19 protein-coding genes and 1 pseudogene are annotated in these 15,936 nt (G+C 69.1%); 6 read left to right on the forward strand and 14 right to left on the reverse strand.

The annotated features are described in order from the left end of the window. Positions 1 to 231: 231 nt before the first annotated feature. Positions 232 to 900 (reverse strand): HNH endonuclease family protein, encoded by a 669-nt coding sequence (locus tag ACFWB8_RS17295; RefSeq protein ID WP_385226880.1) that lies wholly within the window; start codon positions 898 to 900, stop codon positions 232 to 234. A 335-nt stretch (positions 901 to 1,235) separates the two neighbouring features. Between ACFWB8_RS17295 and ACFWB8_RS17300 the strand changes: the two genes are divergently transcribed. Further along, positions 1,236 to 1,415: a hypothetical protein gene (locus tag ACFWB8_RS17300; protein ID WP_385226883.1), complete on the forward strand. Its 180-nt coding sequence runs from the start codon at positions 1,236 to 1,238 to the stop codon at positions 1,413 to 1,415. 52 nt (positions 1,416 to 1,467) lie between these two features. On the opposite strand, the gene ACFWB8_RS17305 is transcribed toward ACFWB8_RS17300, so the two are convergent. Continuing rightward, positions 1,468 to 1,794 (reverse strand): hypothetical protein, encoded by a 327-nt coding sequence (locus ACFWB8_RS17305; protein ID WP_385226886.1) that lies wholly within the window; start codon positions 1,792 to 1,794, stop codon positions 1,468 to 1,470. A 41-nt stretch (positions 1,795 to 1,835) separates the two neighbouring features. Here ACFWB8_RS17305 and ACFWB8_RS17310 point away from each other — a divergent pair, with 41 nt between their 5' ends. From ACFWB8_RS17310 to ACFWB8_RS17320, 3 genes are all read left to right on the forward strand, one after another. Next, a complete protein-coding gene (locus ACFWB8_RS17310) occupies positions 1,836 to 2,363 on the forward strand; it encodes a hypothetical protein (protein ID WP_385226889.1) in 528 nt (175 codons plus the stop codon). A gap of 537 nt (positions 2,364 to 2,900) precedes the next feature. Further along, the gene (locus ACFWB8_RS17315; protein ID WP_385226892.1) at positions 2,901 to 4,868 is read left to right on the forward strand and encodes a helix-turn-helix domain-containing protein; all 1,968 of its coding nucleotides are present in this window, start codon (positions 2,901 to 2,903) and stop codon (positions 4,866 to 4,868) included. A gap of 23 nt (positions 4,869 to 4,891) precedes the next feature. After that, positions 4,892 to 5,026 (forward strand): hypothetical protein, encoded by a 135-nt coding sequence (locus ACFWB8_RS17320; protein WP_385226895.1) that lies wholly within the window; start codon positions 4,892 to 4,894, stop codon positions 5,024 to 5,026. Positions 5,027 to 5,292: 266 nt separating this feature from the next. Here ACFWB8_RS17320 and ACFWB8_RS17325 read toward each other — a convergent pair whose 3' ends face one another. Then, positions 5,293 to 5,691, reverse strand: coding sequence for a hypothetical protein (locus ACFWB8_RS17325; protein ID WP_385227118.1), 399 nt, complete (start codon positions 5,689 to 5,691; stop codon positions 5,293 to 5,295). A gap of 91 nt (positions 5,692 to 5,782) precedes the next feature. Then, a pseudogene (locus ACFWB8_RS17330) lies at positions 5,783 to 6,238 on the reverse strand (NAD(P)-binding domain-containing protein); the annotation flags it as partial. 66 nt (positions 6,239 to 6,304) lie between these two features. Between ACFWB8_RS17330 and ACFWB8_RS17335 the strand changes: the two are divergent. Next, positions 6,305 to 7,078, forward strand: coding sequence for a glycosyltransferase family 2 protein (locus ACFWB8_RS17335; RefSeq protein ID WP_385226898.1), 774 nt, complete (start codon positions 6,305 to 6,307; stop codon positions 7,076 to 7,078). A 220-nt stretch (positions 7,079 to 7,298) separates the two neighbouring features. Here ACFWB8_RS17335 and ACFWB8_RS17340 read toward each other — a convergent pair whose 3' ends face one another. Together ACFWB8_RS17340 and ACFWB8_RS17345 are read right to left on the reverse strand one after the other, a co-directional pair. After that, positions 7,299 to 7,496, reverse strand: coding sequence for a hypothetical protein (locus tag ACFWB8_RS17340; RefSeq protein ID WP_385226901.1), 198 nt, complete (start codon positions 7,494 to 7,496; stop codon positions 7,299 to 7,301). 160 nt (positions 7,497 to 7,656) lie between these two features. Continuing rightward, complete coding sequence (locus ACFWB8_RS17345) at positions 7,657 to 8,940, reverse strand: multiprotein-bridging factor 1 family protein (protein WP_385226904.1); 1,284 nt, start codon at positions 8,938 to 8,940, stop codon at positions 7,657 to 7,659. A gap of 382 nt (positions 8,941 to 9,322) precedes the next feature. Here ACFWB8_RS17345 and ACFWB8_RS17350 point away from each other — a divergent pair, with 382 nt between their 5' ends. After that, positions 9,323 to 10,435, forward strand: coding sequence for a methyltransferase domain-containing protein (locus ACFWB8_RS17350; protein WP_385226907.1), 1,113 nt, complete (start codon positions 9,323 to 9,325; stop codon positions 10,433 to 10,435). Between the two features lie 98 nt (positions 10,436 to 10,533). Here ACFWB8_RS17350 and ACFWB8_RS17355 read toward each other — a convergent pair whose 3' ends face one another. The 8 genes from ACFWB8_RS17355 to ACFWB8_RS17390 all read right to left on the reverse strand — a co-directional run bounded on the left by ACFWB8_RS17355 (position 10,534) and on the right by ACFWB8_RS17390 (position 15,927). After that, on the reverse strand, positions 10,534 to 10,773 hold the full coding sequence (locus ACFWB8_RS17355; protein ID WP_385226911.1) for a DUF397 domain-containing protein: 240 nt from the start codon (positions 10,771 to 10,773) through the stop codon (positions 10,534 to 10,536). Between the two features lie 82 nt (positions 10,774 to 10,855). Continuing rightward, entirely contained in the window at positions 10,856 to 11,992 is a 1,137-nt protein-coding gene (locus ACFWB8_RS17360) for a hypothetical protein (protein WP_385226915.1), read from the reverse strand. 15 nt (positions 11,993 to 12,007) lie between these two features. Further along, positions 12,008 to 12,895, reverse strand: coding sequence for an NAD(P)-binding domain-containing protein (locus ACFWB8_RS17365; protein ID WP_385226918.1), 888 nt, complete (start codon positions 12,893 to 12,895; stop codon positions 12,008 to 12,010). Beyond that, positions 12,895 to 14,085, reverse strand: a complete 1,191-nt coding sequence (locus ACFWB8_RS17370) for a hypothetical protein (protein WP_385226921.1) — start codon at positions 14,083 to 14,085, stop codon at positions 12,895 to 12,897. The genes ACFWB8_RS17365 and ACFWB8_RS17370 overlap by 1 nt, the downstream gene beginning before the upstream one ends. A gap of 65 nt (positions 14,086 to 14,150) precedes the next feature. After that, a complete protein-coding gene (locus ACFWB8_RS17375; protein WP_385226924.1) occupies positions 14,151 to 14,651 on the reverse strand; it encodes a LuxR C-terminal-related transcriptional regulator in 501 nt (166 codons plus the stop codon). Further along, a complete protein-coding gene (locus ACFWB8_RS17380; RefSeq protein WP_385226927.1) occupies positions 14,648 to 15,037 on the reverse strand; it encodes a DUF6302 family protein in 390 nt (129 codons plus the stop codon). The genes ACFWB8_RS17375 and ACFWB8_RS17380 overlap by 4 nt, the downstream gene beginning before the upstream one ends. 41 nt (positions 15,038 to 15,078) lie before the next feature. After that, positions 15,079 to 15,273, reverse strand: coding sequence for a DUF5999 family protein (locus ACFWB8_RS17385; protein ID WP_385226929.1), 195 nt, complete (start codon positions 15,271 to 15,273; stop codon positions 15,079 to 15,081). A 36-nt stretch (positions 15,274 to 15,309) separates the two neighbouring features. Then, positions 15,310 to 15,927 (reverse strand): class I SAM-dependent methyltransferase, encoded by a 618-nt coding sequence (locus ACFWB8_RS17390; protein ID WP_385226932.1) that lies wholly within the window; start codon positions 15,925 to 15,927, stop codon positions 15,310 to 15,312. Between the last annotated feature and the right edge of the window lie 9 nt (positions 15,928 to 15,936).

Below are 15,936 nucleotides of genomic sequence, written 5' to 3' on the forward strand. Positions count from 1 at the left end.
CCCTGAACGCCTTCCAGATCGCCTTCGAGGGCCGGCTCACCCCAGCCAACAACTGAACCTCAAAACCAAGATCAGCCGTTAACTGGACACACCCGTCTCCGGTCGCTCTCCTGACGGCCCGTCTGGAAGGCCGGAACATCCTGCGCCGCTTTGCGCATAGCGTGTCCTGCCTGGCGACCGCAAGGCCGCTCCCCTCAGGGGGAGCGGCCATCAGCCCTTGCCCCGCCCTGTCTACGGGGCGGGGGTGAACTCGACGTCGGTTCCGCCGCAGCCAGCCGCGAGTTCCAAGAGCCGGTCGCGTTCCAGCTCGTCGACTGCCAGGCCCCAGCGGAGCTTGGTCGCAGTCCACTCCGCGCCGTACCGGCACAGCGCATCCGCCGACGGCGGCAACCACTCCGCCGGATCCTGATCCGCCTTGCTCCGGTTCGAACGCGCCGTCACCGCGACCAGGGAGGAGAGCTGGCCTTGGTCGTTGGCGTACGCTTCGCGCCTTTGTGCGGTCCACGAACTGGCACCGGAGTCCCAGGCCTCGGCGAGCGGGACCAGGTGGTCGATGTCCAGCGCCCCGGCCGGTGACACCTCCCGCTCGTCGTAATACGACCACCACACCCCGCCGGTCAGGGTGCAGCCCGGACCGACCTCCGGCGCCTGGACCGCCTCCGCGATCAGCACCTCGGCGCGGGTATTGCAGCCGTCCGACGGATTCGCTCCCGCGTTCCAGTGCTTGAAGCTGGTGCGTTGGTAGCCGGTTCGGTCCTCCACAGCCAGCGGGAGCGCGGTCACCGCGACCCCCATGGGGAGGACCTGCGGCACGGCGCGCTGCTCGGCGGCGTGCGCAGCGGTGGCGGGCAGGGACAGGGCAAGAGCGGCAGCGGTCGCGGCCCGCATCATGATCATCATGGGACGGTTGTACCGGCCCACACACCCTCAAGAACAGGCCTACGGCGCGGGGTTCACCCGGTCGTGGAAGTAGGTTCACCGGTGAAACGCCACTGCACCCGCAGGTGAATCCCGATGAGGGCCAATGCTCGGCATGACGACTTGAAGAGCACCGATCGAACGACAGCATTGGCGGAAGGTCGGGAGCTGGGACACGGTTCTCGATGGTGATCGACGAGTATGCGCCGCTTGCGGAACGCCCGTCTGCGCGTACCAGTACCGCTCCAAACACCGCCGCCGGCCTCAGCGGCCCGAGAACAGCGACCGCCGTGGCCGACCGGAAGCCTGCCCGTGCGATGGCACACGCCGCTGCGGTCCGGTTCAGCGGGGACGAGGAGCGGTACGAGGCGGCCGGAATCATGGTCGAGGTGATCTGCCACGCGTGCGAGGCCGCCGGATTGCCGCCGTTGGAGGGGCGCCAGAACTGCCAGGACCACCTTCGGGACTTCATGAACAGTGAGATCCCCCAGCCCTGACAGGCCAGCAGAGCGGCCGTGCTGACCGGCACCGCAGGACGACCCCCTGGGACTACCGGTGCGGCACCTGCCTGGTTCCGGTCGGCTCCTCAATGTCGGTCTCGGCTGCGGTGAGGATGAGTCGTCCCTCAACTCCTGCTTCGACGACGTTGACCAGCAGCGTGCTCTCTTCGTCAAAGCGCAGCGTGAAGTGCGGATCGAGCTGCATCAGGAAGTTGACGCTCTCCCTCTCCCCGTCGGCCAAGGGAGGTTCGAGAGCCGCCTCGCACGTCCAGTCGCCTCCGGCGGCACGGACCGCGACCCGCACACGAAGCCTGCCCAGACATGTTGATCGATTTGCCCACCACTCAAGCGTCGCGGTCCCCTCGTGGCTGTCCATGGTCCAAGTATCGCGGGCGAGTAGGCGGCGATGTGTGATCGATGCAGAGCCTGAAGGCACAAGACGGCGGACCCCGCTCGCCGTACACCGCGGGCTACGCGCTGTCGACGGCGGCCGCCGCCCAGGAGACGGCGCCGGCACCCAGGTACGGGCCGCCATCTCCTCGAGGAGCGCCTGTGCCGGTCGGTGACCATGTCGGCGAGCGTGAGGACGTCGCCGACGGGCCGGCTCAGCAGGGTGACGTGCTGGCCGCGGGTGCGGTGCTCCCACAGCGGCATCAGATGTCGGTGTTCCTCGTCGGTTTCCAAGCACAGCAGGTGCCTGAGCGCCAGGTCGTCGGCCACTCGGTCATGGAGCAGGTCCACCCAGTCGCCCAGCAGGGCCATCTCGACAGCCGCCCGCCACCGGGCAGAACGCTCCAGCCCCAGCCACGGCGTTTACGGAACCGACGCTCTCACTTGATCAGCATTGAGCATTTCACATGTTCATGTTGCTGTTTTGATGGCTCATTTTGCCGCGTCTGGGGGTCTCTCGTCGACGGCGGCTTCGGTGGTCTCGCGACCGATTAGTGTCTCGATTTCGGAGGCCCCTGCCCGGCCGTCAACCAATGACAGGGGCTCTCCTCTCACCGTCTCGAACAAGGGAGCGCTATGTCCGTTATCCGAGAGTCTGCCGAGCACCTTAAGGCCCTGAGCAGCGGTTTCGACCGTAGCATGCCCACTCTGAGGGTGGCCCAGTCCTCTGGGGCTGTCGACAAATGTGTCGACGTGCAGTTGATGCCGTTTCTGGCCGTTGTTTTCACGGGCGTGATTTTGATTTTCGCCCCTTCGCAGGCCTCCGTGGTACTGGTGATTCTTCCCGTGCTGCTGGGGTACGGACGGCGTTCTAGCTGGTCCGTGCAGCGTTCACGGTCCTGGACCGCACAGAGTCCGGCCGCGGGAGCTGCGGCCTGAGGCTGGCCGCCTCGCCCCGCTCGTGACGGGCTTCTGTGACGAGTGGGACGTTTCTTCCTCCCCGTGAGGCCCAAGGCCTTGGGGAACCACGGCAAAAAAGTGGGGTGGCGCGACCATCGGTTCGCCACCCCCATATGCCCCTTAAGGAATCTTATGTCGCACAAAGTGATGTCGAAGATCCTTTGCCCGAACTGCAAGAGCAGGTTCTTCCGCCCGAAGACGAGCGGCCGGCCTCCGAAGTACTGCGGGACCGAGTGCCGTACCGCCGCCTACCGTGCGCGGCAGAAGACGGTGCTCAGCTATTCGCAGAAGCATGACGAGGATGTCGCGAGGATCGCGAAGTCGGTCTCTGCGCGGGCGTCAGCGGCCCTGCAGCACAGTCAGCTTCCACTGCCGGCCCGTCCTTTGGAACTGCTCAAGGAGGCTCTGCGCCTCGAGCGTGACGTGGCCGACCTGAAGGCGGTCGCCGTCCGGCAGGCATTCGAGTACGGGGCCCCGTGGACGGACATCGGCCACGCGCTGTCGATGTCCGTCTCGGCCGCCCGGGCCAGGTACGGCGACGAGCAGGTCGCCAAGATCCTTCACTGGCGGGCCGAGCGCGGCTCGGGCCCCGGACACCGCCCCCCGCGGCCGCGCCCCGTCCGGCCCACCTCCGCACCCGACTCCGTAAAAGGGGAGAGCACCCTGCCCAGTCCCGCCCTGCCCGGGGACCCCGCCTACCAGCTCACCACGGCCCTCTCGCATCTGCACCGAGCCTCCGGACGCACCCAGCGGTGGCTGGCCGGCGAAGCCGGCATCTCTCCGTCCCTGCTCTCGCTGATCCTGGTCGGCAAGCGGCACCCGAAGTGGAGGGACGTCAAGGCGATCGCCGAACTGTGCGGCGCCGACCCCGCCGACCTTCGGCCCCTGTGGGAGAAGGCCCAGGGCATCCCCCCGGTCGCGCTGCCCGGCCCCGAAGACTTCCTCCAGGCCGCCGCCTGCCTCAAGTCCGCGCTGCGCGGCATGTGTATCGCGGCCGGCTCCCCTACCCCCGACGAAATCTGCTTCCAGCACCTGACGCTGAACCCGCGCCGGGTCGCGCGCGCTCTGGTGAGCGAGCGACCCGAGCGGGACCTGGCCGACTGGGCGTTCGTCGCCGCCCTGACAACGGCACTGCGCGGGCAGCCCGACGACGTGCGCCCCCTGTGGCAGCGGATGATGGTCGCCTCCGCTCTCATGTCCCCGCCCGACACCGAGCCCCACCCGGAAACGGCCGTCACGCAACCCACCCCCGATACGGCCGGCACGCAGGCGCCGCGCGAGCCAAAGGCTCCCGGCTCCGGCCACCGCCCCCACCGGCCGGACACCTTGTGGGCATCACGTGCCCGTCGCAGCAGCCAGGCCACCGATGCGGTCATGCGACGCCTGGAGATCCTCGAAGTCATCCGGAGCGCCGACATGCCCGTCAGCCTGGCCGCCCTGAGCCGCGTCAGCGGCCTACCGCCCCGCCATACCTCCGAGGTCCTCACCTGGCTTCGCGAGCACGTTTTCACCATCACCGGCAGGGACGGTGGGCACGCGCCCGGACCAGTCCTGATTGCTGCTGCCGAAGGCCGTGACGTGGTCCAGGAATTCCTCGAGCACCTCAGCCTCAAGACCCACGGCGCGATCTACATCGGCGGATACGTCGACGGCGACATCCGCGTCTCTCACGAGGCCGCCCAGCCCGGCATCCCGACCGTCAACCAGTACGTCGACTTCCGCGAGTCCGCCCACGCCAGCGCGCTCGGCAAAGCCAATCTCGCGCAGCTGGGCCGCGAAGCACGCCTTGACCACCTCTCCCGCTACCGGCCCAGGAAGCTGACCGGTCACACGATCACCGACCCCGACAGCCTCTTTCGCGCATTCGACCTCTCACCCCTCCAGTACGACTTCGAGGAGTACTCCGACCAGGATGTCTGCGCGGCCAGCCCGCTGATACTGCCCGGCCGCACCGCCTCCATCGCCGTCGCGGTCCCGGCCACCGACCGCCGACACCGCCTCCACCGAGCCGCCAACGCCATCAAGGACCACAACACCACCATGGCCCTGTCCCTCACCCTCGCCCTCACCACCACCCGCCCCACCAGCACAGCCCAGTAGCCCTGCACCCCCTCAGACTCGGCATGACCCAGCCGGCGTGCGGCAACGGGACCCCGCCGGAGCCTGCCATCGGCCAGCGGCCGGGGGCGGTGGAGCGGGAGCGGGCGGCGGCCGCCGAGACCCGCGGCGCGGCCGCCAGGGGTGCGTCCAGGGGGTAGTGAGGGCCTGGTGGGTGGTCAGGGCCATGTGGCGGGCGAGCTCCGGCGGGCCGGCCTGGACCCGGACAGCGTCCGCCTGGACGACCCTGTGCTGATCGATTGGCTTGGCGGCGGGCCGGCCGTCTGGAGCCCGGACACCAGCGAGGAGTGAGCGCAGCAGTGCGGGTCGGCGGCTCTCACCGCCGGGGTCGGCTGCTGCGAGGTCGGGGTCCTGGCGTGCGGCAGCTGCGGCAGTCGGCTGGCCGCCTCAGCGCTGACGGGCTGCACTACAGGCGCCGGTAGTGGTCGAGGAGATCCTTGGCCTGGTCTCCGGTGATGCCCAGGGCCATGCCGATTTCTTCCGGCTCCATCGACCTTTGCGCGGCATAGGCCGCGTCGTGGCCGATACTCCGCGCGAGGATCTCCAGCCGGCTCGCGGCCTTCAACGCCGCGGCGGGCGATTCGCCCGCGAGGCGGTCGAGCGACTCGCTCACCTTCGTCAGCAGGTCCTCGACCTCGCGAGGGAACGCGATGGTCGACTCGTCGACGGTCTCGATGTGCCGGTCCCAGTCATCGCGGCAGTTCTCCGCGTCCAGGTACGTACGCTCGTCCTCGTGCAGGGGCGTTTCGCCGATCCGCTGCCAGTCCAGCGGGTACTCGGTGCCGGTCCACCCGCACGTACACACCGCGCGCAGCAGATGGGCTCGCGGTCCGTAGAACGGCCGCCCGCTGTATGCGGCCCAGAACTCGCTCGTGTGCCCGCTGATGAAGTTCCCGTCGAAGTGGACTGAATCCGGCCAGGAAGTCCACCCTGCCTTTGAGGCCCGAGGCCTGCTCCAGGATCGGCACCAGCAGTTCCTCGGTGGTGCCGGGATAGCTCGCGGACTCCAGGACCACTGTCGCACCGCGGCGAAGGTGCCCGCCCAGCGTCCGAGCGCAGGCCTCGATGTAGGTCAGGTCGGGCACTCCATCCCGCAGCGGAGTCGGCACGGTGATCACGGCGATGTCGAAGCCGGCCAGCGCGGCAGCGTCGGCGGTCGCGGAGTAGGCCCCGGAGTCCAGCACCGCGCGGAGCCGCGAGGGGGCCACGTCCTCCACGTAGGACTGGCCGGCAGCGAGCTGCTGGACGCGGTGCGGGTCCACGTCGTAGCCGACGACACGGTGACCTACCTCTGCGGCGCGTACGGCCAGTGGAAGCCCTACGTAGCCCTGACCAGCGACAACTACCTGCATGTCAGCTCCTGCTCGATTGCGGTGCTTGAATGGACCGTCGTTCCTGGTCTGGCAAGGAGAATCGCTGTGCCTTTGGTGTCTGTCGTGATGCCCGTGTACAACTCGGCAGCCACCCTCAGCGCAGCCGTCCGATCGGTGCTCACGCAGACCCACAGCGACCTGGAGCTGCTGGTCACCGACGACCAGTCCTCCGATGGCTCCATGGACCTGCTCCGCGAGTTCGCTGAGCAGGACGAGCGCGTCCTGCCGGAGTCGGCACCCGAGCGGGGCGGTGCGGGCCGGGCCCGCAACCTCGCGATGGAGCGGGCCCGCGGGGACTACATCGCCTTTCTCGACAGCGACGACATGTGGCTGCCGGAGAAGACCGAGAAGCAGCTCGCCTTCGCTGCGGAGGCCACTGCGCCTTTGACGTTCACCTCGTACTTCAAGATGGACGCCGACTACGACGGCGAGAGCACCGACTGGGTCCCGAACGGGCGGGTGGTCCGTGCGCGGGAGCACGTGGACTACCGCGCGATGTTGGTCCAAGACCACATCGGTGCTCTTACCGCCATGTACGACCGCAATGTCCTGGGCACGAGGCTGATGCCGGAGATGCGCAAGCGCCAGGACTACGCCCTCTGGCTGTCGATCATGCGGGACGGTGCTGACGCCCGGGGCCTGGCTGAGCCGCTTGCGGTGTACAGGGCCCACCAGGCGGGATCGCTGTCCTCCAACAAGCTGTCGCTCGTGCAATACAACTGGGCCCTGTACCGCGAGCACGAGCACCTGTCGGCCCCGCGGGCGACGCGGGCGCTGGCCGGCGCGGTGTGGCAGTCGCTGCGCAACTCGCGCATCTGATCCGTGCACGGGCCCAGGGAGCCCGATGCGCAACCGTTTCCCGGTGGCACCCGAACCGAGCCCCGCCCTGTGGCCGTGCCGCATGCTCGGGGGCTGAACCCGGGGGCGGGACCGGTGGGTCACCGGTGCCGTCGGCCGGCTACGCGGCCGCGCCGTCGCCGGCCCTCGCGCGCAGGAACAGCTGGAGGAGCAGCCGTCTATCGGCGACCGGGGCGGTCTCCTAACCGCTGTGGAGCGCCTCCCGTCCGTGCAGGAACCGGCGCTGGTTCACGATGAGGTAGTCCCCGTGCGGGAGCATGAAGGAGACCTGACCCCGGACGAGTTCCTCGGCGAGTTCCCTGGCGGCATCGGCGTGCGCCTGACCGAGGACAACACGCAGGGTGAGCCGGTGGGCGCCCGGTTCCCAAAGCGCAGACACCGCCTACGATCGCCAACACGGCATCGGCACCCGTCACCCGCTCGCCCACGTCCCGCTGTACGGCGGGCCGACATACGCAGCCGCGGCCCAGGCGTGCGCCGCTACCTCGCCCGCCGCGGATCCGTCGGTCGAAGGCGAGCGCACCGGGTAGGCGGTTGGTCTATGCGGCGCTCACAGCGACGAGCTCGCGGACTCCGCTGACGTGGGGATGCTTGGCAAAGAGGTCGTCCACGATCTGCCGGATCGCGGGACGGTCGCGGACCTCTCCGGGCGCAAGCCGGGCCGCGGCAAGGAGTTCGCCGACCGTCTGCTCGGGCTTCGATCGCTGCCACCATGCGCGGGCGAGGTCGGTGTGCATGCGACCCTTGCGCTCGATGGTCGGAAACTGGTCAGCGCGCAGATTCCGGCCAGCTTCGAGCGCGGTTCCGGCGTCACCGAGGGCCCAGTGGACGCCGACGGCGTACAGGTCGACAGCTCGCGGGGTGATGGGGAAGAGACGTCCGGCCGGGGCGACGTCAGGCAGGTCGCGGGCCGCGCGGGCTGCTTCCCTAATCATGACCAGTGCTTGGTCGCGGTCCCCTGCGACGGCGGCCGTGTAGGCAGTGCTACACAGCATCTGAGCGAAGGCGGAGGCCTGCGCGTCAGCGGTGAGGCCAGTGGCTTCCATACGGGCGACAGCGGCTTCGATGTGCCCCTGCGCTGCGGCTTCCAGGCCCTGGTGGCGGAGCACGGCGGCAAGCTCGCGGGTGGCGGCGGCCGCGGCGAGCGGGGAGCCGGATACCTCTGCATACAGGGTGGCCCTGTCCGCGGTCAGCCGTGAATGCTTGTACTGCCCCAGCTTGTTCAGGAGCTGGGAGGCGATGGTGTACGCCGACGACAAGCGCGCATAGTCGAGATCCCGGCGGGTCTCGGATGCGGCCTGGTGGGTGTCGGCGAGCAGGCCCGGCAGCATGCGAAGGAGTCCGGAGTGGGCGGCTGCGTCGAACTGGCCCCTTGCGGCCGCCAGGCGGGCATCCAGCGTGCGGGCAGGGGCGCCGCTGGACTCTGGTGTCGAGGCGAGCGCGGATTCCAGCCGGGTCATCAGGCTGATCGGGACAGCGAGCGCCGCTGCGGTGATGAGGGGACGGCGGCGCATGGGATCCTCCTCGACCGGTGTCCTGTCGCTGAGAACTGTAGTTGTTCGTGGGGAACTTAGGCCTAAGGACGCGTTGAGGAGTGGCAAAGGGACACCTACCTCGGCCGCAGCCTGCTTGAGCAGCGGCAGGTCGAGGAACCGGCCTTGCTCCAGGCGCGAGACGGTGGACTGTGAGCAGGCCAGCCGGATGCCAAGGTCGCTCTGGCGCCATCCACGGGCCTGCCGGCCCACTCGGATGAGTGAACCTGAGCGCCGGCCCTCGGCGAACTCAAGGACGCGGCGGGAGCTCCAGAGCGGGTCAGTGCTCACGGCGCCCTCCGATAAGCGTTGGGTCTGCCGCCCCCACTTTAGAGGCTGTGATCACTCGCGCACAGTGCGTATGCAGAATCTGCATACGTGATGCATGACGTGGGCAACGTGGTCCGCGGAGCGCGCCTTTGTGGTGTCGTGGTCCCCGGCACCAGATTGCGGGCAGCCACTGGACGACCGCCTCGGTGCCGGGTCCAGCACCATCACTCGACTGTGAGGGGAGCTCACCATGCCGAAGGACAAGGGCGGAAGCAGCGGAGGCGGCAGCCACGCGAAGCCGGACGCCCCTCTCTCGGGCGGGACGCCGCCGCCGGGGAACTCGGACGGCAAGGCGCCCAACCCGGGCTCCGGCTCTGGCAAGCGTAGGAAGTAGCACGAGGACATGCATCTCGATGATCGTCGGCTCGCGCTGACGGACGCCATGGACGCCCAGGGCGTGTGGCCGGCGGACTCCGAGTGGGTCCGCCAGGCCATCCTGGAGAGCGTCCCCCGGCATCAGTTCGCCCCGGATCGGCTGTGGACGTGGGACGGTCACGCATACGTGCCCGTGGACCGCAGCCGCGATCCGGAGGGCTGGGCCGACCTCGTCTACGCGGGCCCCGACGACTCCGCCATCACTCAGATCCTGGACGGCCTGCCCAGCTCCAGCCTGTCTTGCGTCGCCGTCGTCGCGGACATGCTCGACTCCCTGATCCTGGAACCCGGCCACCGGGTGCTGGAGGTCGGAACCGGGGCCGGCTGGAACGCCGCCCTTCTCGCTGCGCGCGCCGGCGCCGGGATGGTCACCAGCCTCGAGGTCGACGGCGGCCTGGCCGCAGCCGCCCGCTCCCGCCTCACAGCGGCCGGGCGCGACGTCGCCGTGCACGCAGGCGACGGCAACGCCGGCTGGCCCGCGGCTGCACCGTTCGACCGGCTGATCGCCACCTACGCCGTTGACCAGATCCCGTGGGCCTGGATCGAGCAGACCAGACCCGGCGGCCGCCTCGTCATCCCATGGGGCCGACTCGGCCACGTCGCGCTCACGGTCGCCGACGACGGAAAGTCCGCGATGGGCTGGGTCCAGGGGCTGGGCATGTTCATGCCCAGCCGCGGCGTCGACCAGGGACGCGAGCACCATGCCATCCGCGGCGACTGCCCGCCCGACCGCGCAGTCCACGTCAAACGAGACCTGCGGCCACTCGCCGACGCGCACCTGGTCTTTGCACTCAGGGTGTCCCACCCGGACATCCGGATCACCACTGCGGACATGGAGGAGGAGTTCACCGTCTGGCTGCATGACGGCGTCAGCTCCTGGGCCACCGCCACCACCGACCGGACCGGCACCACGACGGTGCATGAGGCCGGCCCCCGCCTGCTCCTGGAAGAAGTCGAAGCAGGGCAGCGCCACTGGGAGGAAGTCGGCTCCCCGGAGCTGTGGGACTTCGGAGTGACCGTCACACCTGACAGTCAGCTCATCTGGAGCGGGGACGCCGAGGCTGGTCCGTACATGTCCTGACCATGGCCCCATGTCAGTGCCGTAGGCCAAGATGGTGAAACGTCGCTGGGGTGATCCTCCCCGATTCGCGCGAGGAGGAACACCCCAGTTGACTGGCTTCAGACGGTCCGGATGAACGCGATCCACGCGCTCACCGGAATCAGCAGCCAGGGCTGGCCGGAAACGTCGTTCTGCTTGGAGTCGCGGACGTGCACCGCCCCGGCGACGGCGACCTCAACACAGTTGTTCCCAGCGCCGCGAGAGTAGGACGACTTGACTGCGTGTGCGACGCACAGGGTTGACGCGGTGAGGGCCGTCCCCCTTGGAGCTGCCCGAGTCTGGGAGTCGGGCAGCCCCAAGGGGCCTCCCCTGCGAACGGTAGTCTTGGCCCGTCCGACGGTCCGGGCTCAAGGCATCCGGGCCGCCGGACGGACGTCAGGGTCAGGCGACGCCGGCAGCGATGAGCCTGGTCAGGAAGACGGAGGCCCGGTCGTGGTCGTGTCCGAGGGTGAACGCGTGGTGGGGAAGCAGGCCGAGGAGGCCGCTCACTTGGCCGCGGGCGTCGGTGCTGCCGCTGGCGGTGACGCCGTGGGCGAGGCCGAAGATGTCGGGATAGCGGTCCTCGGTGGCGCCCTGCATGAAGTCGGCGTCGCCCAGAGACGGTGAAGTGTCGTGGAGGGTGGGCTCGGCACCGGCGGCGATCTGCGGGAACAGCAGGTCAGTGGCCAGCCCCTCCGTCGCCAGGGTCAGCCCGAACCAGGACTCGAACTGGTCAGGGAACACCTGTGCCTTGAGCTCCCGCCCGCGATCCCAGAGCGGCGTGAGGTCCCCCTTGCACAGGGCGGCGGTGACCCGTCGGTCCTGAGTGGGGTGAAGCCTCTCGCCTGCAGCAAGGCGCTCAGCGGCTTTCTCGTACAGGCCGAGGCTGCTGAGGAGCCCGAGGCCGACTGCGGCGGCGGACGGCCAGGGCAGGATCGTCACGTTCCCGAACGCATCCGCGCGGGCGAAGACCCTGTCGTTGGCCAGCAGGCGGGCGCCGCACCGGGTGGCGAGGGTCAGGGCGGTGGTGGTCTTGCCCGAGCCCTTGTCGCCGAATGCCAGCAGGGTGCGGTCGTCCATCATGACGGCGGAGGCGTGCAGTACGGTCCAGCCGTCGCGTAGGAGCTGCCCGCGTACGGCGTCGCGGGCGATGCGGGCGGTGGCCAGGGACACCTGGAGCGGGTTGGGCCCGACGACCTTGATGCGGCCGGTGGCTGGCTCGCTGAGGTAACCCAGCTGCTCCCCGGGGGAGACAGCAGTAATGGTGCCGTCGTCAGCTTTGGCCACCAGGGTGGGGGCTTTGGCGTAGGTGGCGCTGGTGTGGGGCCGACTGTGGACGTGCTCTTCCATCTGCGCGTAGGCGTCGAGGCCGACGTTGGCGAGGACGACGGTCCCCGCGCACACGGTGGAGGGGTCGATGGTGGTGGCGCTCCACCAGGGGCCGAAGTAGCGGAGCACCCAGTTGGTGACCGCTCGGTCGGCGGAGATGACGGTGACCGCTGCCGGGCCGGCAGTGATGCGGGTGGCGGTAATGCTCACCTGGGGTGGGCCTCTCTATTGGATGGTGGCAAGTTCCTGGTACGCGGAGGCGAGCTTGTTCCCGGATGCGGCAAGCCGGTCCGTCTCGGTGGGGTTCAGGGAGGGCAGGACCGGCCAGGCGAGTCCGTGTCTGAACTTCATGGGGACGCCCAGCCAGTGGCTCTGCCATGCGGTGCACAGTTCGGTGATGCCGTCGTTGTGACCCAGGGCCAGGCGCAAGGTGGTGAGGACAGCTCCGGCGGGGCCGGACCGGGTGCGCCCGACGCCGCTGCTGATGCTGCCGGGCCTGTCGGCCAGCGTCTTGCGGATTTCCCGTACGGGGATGTCGATAGCCTCGCCGTTGACGGTGGTGGTAGACGCGCAGATGACGGCGCTGTCTCCGTGTTCGCCGATGACGTGGCCGCGGATCTGATCGGCGGGCACGCCGATCAGCGCGGACAGGGCGAGCCGGTAACGGGCCGTGTCCAGGTTGGACCCGATTCCGTAGACGCGGGAGCAGCCTGAAGTCTCGGCGAAGAGGCGGGTCATCAGGTCGACCGGGTTGGTGACGATGAGCACGATGCCGGGGTAGCCGCGAAGGCGGCGGCCGAGGTCTCGGATGGCGCGGGCGTTGGCTTCGGCGCCTCCCATGCGAATGTCTTGACGATTGTCGTTGGTGAAGCGCTCCCGGATCGCGATGACGAGGGCGTCCGCGGTGATGGTCTCTTCGGGCCGGCAGGCGAGTGGAACGGTGCGGGCTCCGGTGGAGGTCCGCATGTCTGCCAGGTCGTCGGCCAAGGCCTGCGCCTGGGGAAGCGTGCGGGAGGCGAGCAGCAGCCGGTCGGCGATGCCCGAGGCGATCAGCGTATTGGACACGGTCTGGCCGATGGCTCCGGCACCGATGATCCCGATCGTGGTGATCATCACGTCACCGCCTTGGCGGCGGCCAGAGCGTTGTGCCAGACCTTACGGGCGGGCAGTCGGCTTTCAAGCTGGTCAGCCAGGGTGTCGACCATGGCGGTGACGGCCGTCGCACGGGCGATCAGGGCGTGGCCGGTCTGAGGCAGGGGAAGGCCGTGCGGCGCGGCCAGGTAGGTCGTAACGATGCTGGTGGTGTCCATCAGCCACCACGTCAGCAACTGCCGCAGGATCACGGGCTGCTGCACTCGGGCGGTCCTGGCGAGGTGGTGGTCGACGTGGCGGGCCAGCCCGTCGATGATCTGCCCAGCCCCTGCGGGGCGGGTGGCGGCACAGAGCAGCATGGTCCGGCTGATCAGCTTGGCGCGGTCGCTCTCGGGGCTGGCGATCAGAAGGCCGGGGTCGATGAACACGGGGCGTTCGGCGGGCCCAGCGGGGATGATCACGTGTTCGGGTTTGAGGTCGCCGAAGCAGACGGCTCGGCGGTGAGTCGGGGCTGCCAGGCCGGCGGCGAGCAGCCGGTGCCGGATGCGGTGGAGCGCGGGTGCGAGCTCGCGTTCGTGGCTGGCGGCGAGCTCGTCGATGTAGGCGCGGGAAGCGGAGCGACCGAACTTGCGGGCGAACGTGGCGGTGATGCTGCGGTCTGTGTCGATGACGCCAGGGTCCGTGACGTGGGGAGCACGACCGTGCAGGGGACGGAGCTCCTTGAAAGTCAGGTCAAGGAGGTCCGTCGTGCGGGCCGGGTTCGCGAGCAGGGCCTGTGACAGCGGCGTTCCGGTGACCGGGGTGGTGAACAGGACGCCGTCGTGCAGTCCTGCGAAGCGCCCGGGGCGGGGGCTCGCGAGGCGGGACAGGTAGGAGAGCTGGGCAGCTTCACGTCGTATCAGCGAGTCCGGGCGCCGCACGTACAGCTCTTGCGCGGCCTGCACCTGGGGCCAACTGCTGGCGGCGCCTCGCAACAGGGACACCAGCGACATCCCGAGGAACGAATACTTGGCATACACGTGCTGGCCATCGACCCGCATGCGTCGCACGTAGCTGGTGGGGCTGGGAACCTGCACGCCCAAGTCGATGTGCGTGTCCGGCCACAGGGCGGCGGCGGCTGCCCTGATGCGTTGATCAGCGTGATCGAATACCTGCTCTGGTGCGGGGGCCGCAGCTGTAGCCAGGGGTGCAGGTAATTCGGCGGTGTTCATCAGCGCCTCCAGGGCGATCGATCCTCGGGCCGTGTGGGATGTGGTGGGTGGGGGTGGTGGCTGGGCTACCGCGCGGCTGAAGCAGGAGCGTCCACGAGTTCGTCCTGGCCGGCGGACTGGTGCAGTTCGACGATCTGACTCCGGGGCCCGGCGAGTCCCAGCTGGTAGGCGCGGGTCACCATGTGGGCGTGACCCTTGCCGCCGAGCGCGGCCATCAGGTGGCGCAGGTTGGAGCGCACCCGTTCGATGTGCTGATGGAGCTTTTTCGACATCTGGGTGGTGGAGAGTCCGGCGATCAGCAGGGGCAGAAGTTCCCTCTGTTCGTCGGTCACTTCGACGACGCTGCCGTCGTGGGCCGGAATCTCCAGGGCGCTGGCGTCGTACGCGGCGGCCACCATCGCGGGCGCCATGGCCGGGCAGCCGAGCTTGTTCCTGGCCGCGTCCCGGTAGCTCTTCGCCGTCAGCTTGCTGATACCGAGTGTCTGGGCGGCCATCGCCAGGCTGGCTCCGCCGGCCAGCTCCTGGATGATCTGGCGCTCGCGTCGGGACAGGCGAACGGCGTTCACGGCTTCATCAGCTCTCGGGTCTGGGGCGGACGGGAGTACGCGGAGATGGCGGCCTCGGCGTATCCGTAGAACCGGCCGTACTGCACGTGGTCACCCCGGTGGGGCGGCGTGTCCCCCCACTCGACGGCATGGCCGGAGTGGGGAGACGAGGACCAGCTCAGGCGCAGGTTCGGGAAGCCGTACCGTCCGGTAAGGAGGTTGACGACGCTCATTGCGATGATCGGTTCCGCGGCGAGGAAGTAGCCGCCGAGGCGTGGCCCGCCGACGGCGATGGCGAGCAGCGGAGCGCGGAAGACGCGGATGGCCACACTGTGCTCGAGCACGGACGGGTCCGCGAGCCGGGTCCGGATGTACTCGAAGTCGTAGGCCTGGGATGCCGGGAGCACCGCAATGTTCAGCGAGGAGTGTGTGTGGCTGGCGGCGCCCCTCATTCCGCCGCCGAGGTGACGGGCCGGCGCGGTGCGATGGTCTGGCCGTCCGGCAGCAGTTCGCCGGTGTCCTCGAAGAGCAGGACACCATTGCACAGCAGACTCCAGCCCTGGGTGGGGTGATGGGCCAGGCTCCGTGCCTCGCCTCGGTTCGCGTCGTTGGCCGGTGGGCACGGCGGCTTGTGATCACACATCGGGTCCTCGTCGGGTCATGGGGGCTGCGGGTAGTGCTACATCGAGGTGTGCAAGGCCAGGTGGGTACGAGGGCCTTCGTCAAGGTGGGCGCATGTGGCCCAGCCGACGGTGTAGCTGGCGATGTTCTCGGGGCCGATTCGACCGACGCGCTGGTCGTCGAATTCGTCGCCCAGTACTTGGAGGTAGAGGCATCCACCGGGCCGGAGCCATCGGGTGCGAACCTGGTGGATCCATCGCTGGGGGTCGCGGAGGTAGAGGGTCGTCTGGCGGGCGACGACGAGGTCAATGCCGTCGACGGGCAGGTGCGGCGGGGGGCCGGTTTCGACGTCGTGTCGCATATACAACAGCCCTGGTGCTTCTCCGCGGACTCGCGCAAGCTGGAGGTTTGCGTGCGCGAGGTCCAAGCCGGTCACGTGGTAGCCGTGTGCGTGGTGGAGCTGGTGTGCGAAGCGGCCGGTACCACATCCGACCTCAACCGCCGTGCGTCCGGCTGTGCGGATCAGGACGTGGTCGTTGACGAACTGCTGCTCTGCGGGGGTGATGGGCCCGTGCTGGGCGATGAAGCGCTCGTCCCAGCCGCCGGCATGCGTGGGTGCCCAGGGAGTGGTCAGTCCCAGGTTTCGGAGCAGTGCGTTGAGGTCGGTCGTAGGCATGACTCTCCG

It is taken from the genome of Streptomyces sp. NPDC060031 (assembly GCF_042736805.1).
GTDB lineage: Bacteria > Actinomycetota > Actinomycetes > Streptomycetales > Streptomycetaceae > Streptomyces.

What these genes read in the sequence shown, in the direction of transcription:
- ACFWB8_RS17390 (WP_385226932.1), bottom strand. Translation starts at nt 15,927, where the DNA reads ATGCCTACGACCGACCTCAACGCACTGCTCCGAAACCTGGGACTGACC.
- ACFWB8_RS17300 (WP_385226883.1), top strand. Translation starts at nt 1,236, where the DNA reads ATGGCACACGCCGCTGCGGTCCGGTTCAGCGGGGACGAGGAGCGGTAC.
- ACFWB8_RS17365 (WP_385226918.1), bottom strand. Translation starts at nt 12,895, where the DNA reads ATGATCACCACGATCGGGATCATCGGTGCCGGAGCCATCGGCCAGACC.
- ACFWB8_RS17305 (WP_385226886.1), bottom strand. Translation starts at nt 1,794, where the DNA reads ATGGACAGCCACGAGGGGACCGCGACGCTTGAGTGGTGGGCAAATCGA.
- ACFWB8_RS17295 (WP_385226880.1), bottom strand. Translation starts at nt 900, where the DNA reads ATGATGATCATGATGCGGGCCGCGACCGCTGCCGCTCTTGCCCTGTCC.
- ACFWB8_RS17385 (WP_385226929.1), bottom strand. Translation starts at nt 15,273, where the DNA reads ATGTGTGATCACAAGCCGCCGTGCCCACCGGCCAACGACGCGAACCGA.
- ACFWB8_RS17370 (WP_385226921.1), bottom strand. Translation starts at nt 14,085, where the DNA reads ATGAACACCGCCGAATTACCTGCACCCCTGGCTACAGCTGCGGCCCCC.
- ACFWB8_RS17320 (WP_385226895.1), top strand. Translation starts at nt 4,892, where the DNA reads ATGACCCAGCCGGCGTGCGGCAACGGGACCCCGCCGGAGCCTGCCATC.
- ACFWB8_RS17315 (WP_385226892.1), top strand. Translation starts at nt 2,901, where the DNA reads ATGTCGCACAAAGTGATGTCGAAGATCCTTTGCCCGAACTGCAAGAGC.
- ACFWB8_RS17350 (WP_385226907.1), top strand. Translation starts at nt 9,323, where the DNA reads ATGCATCTCGATGATCGTCGGCTCGCGCTGACGGACGCCATGGACGCC.
- ACFWB8_RS17310 (WP_385226889.1), top strand. Translation starts at nt 1,836, where the DNA reads ATGCAGAGCCTGAAGGCACAAGACGGCGGACCCCGCTCGCCGTACACC.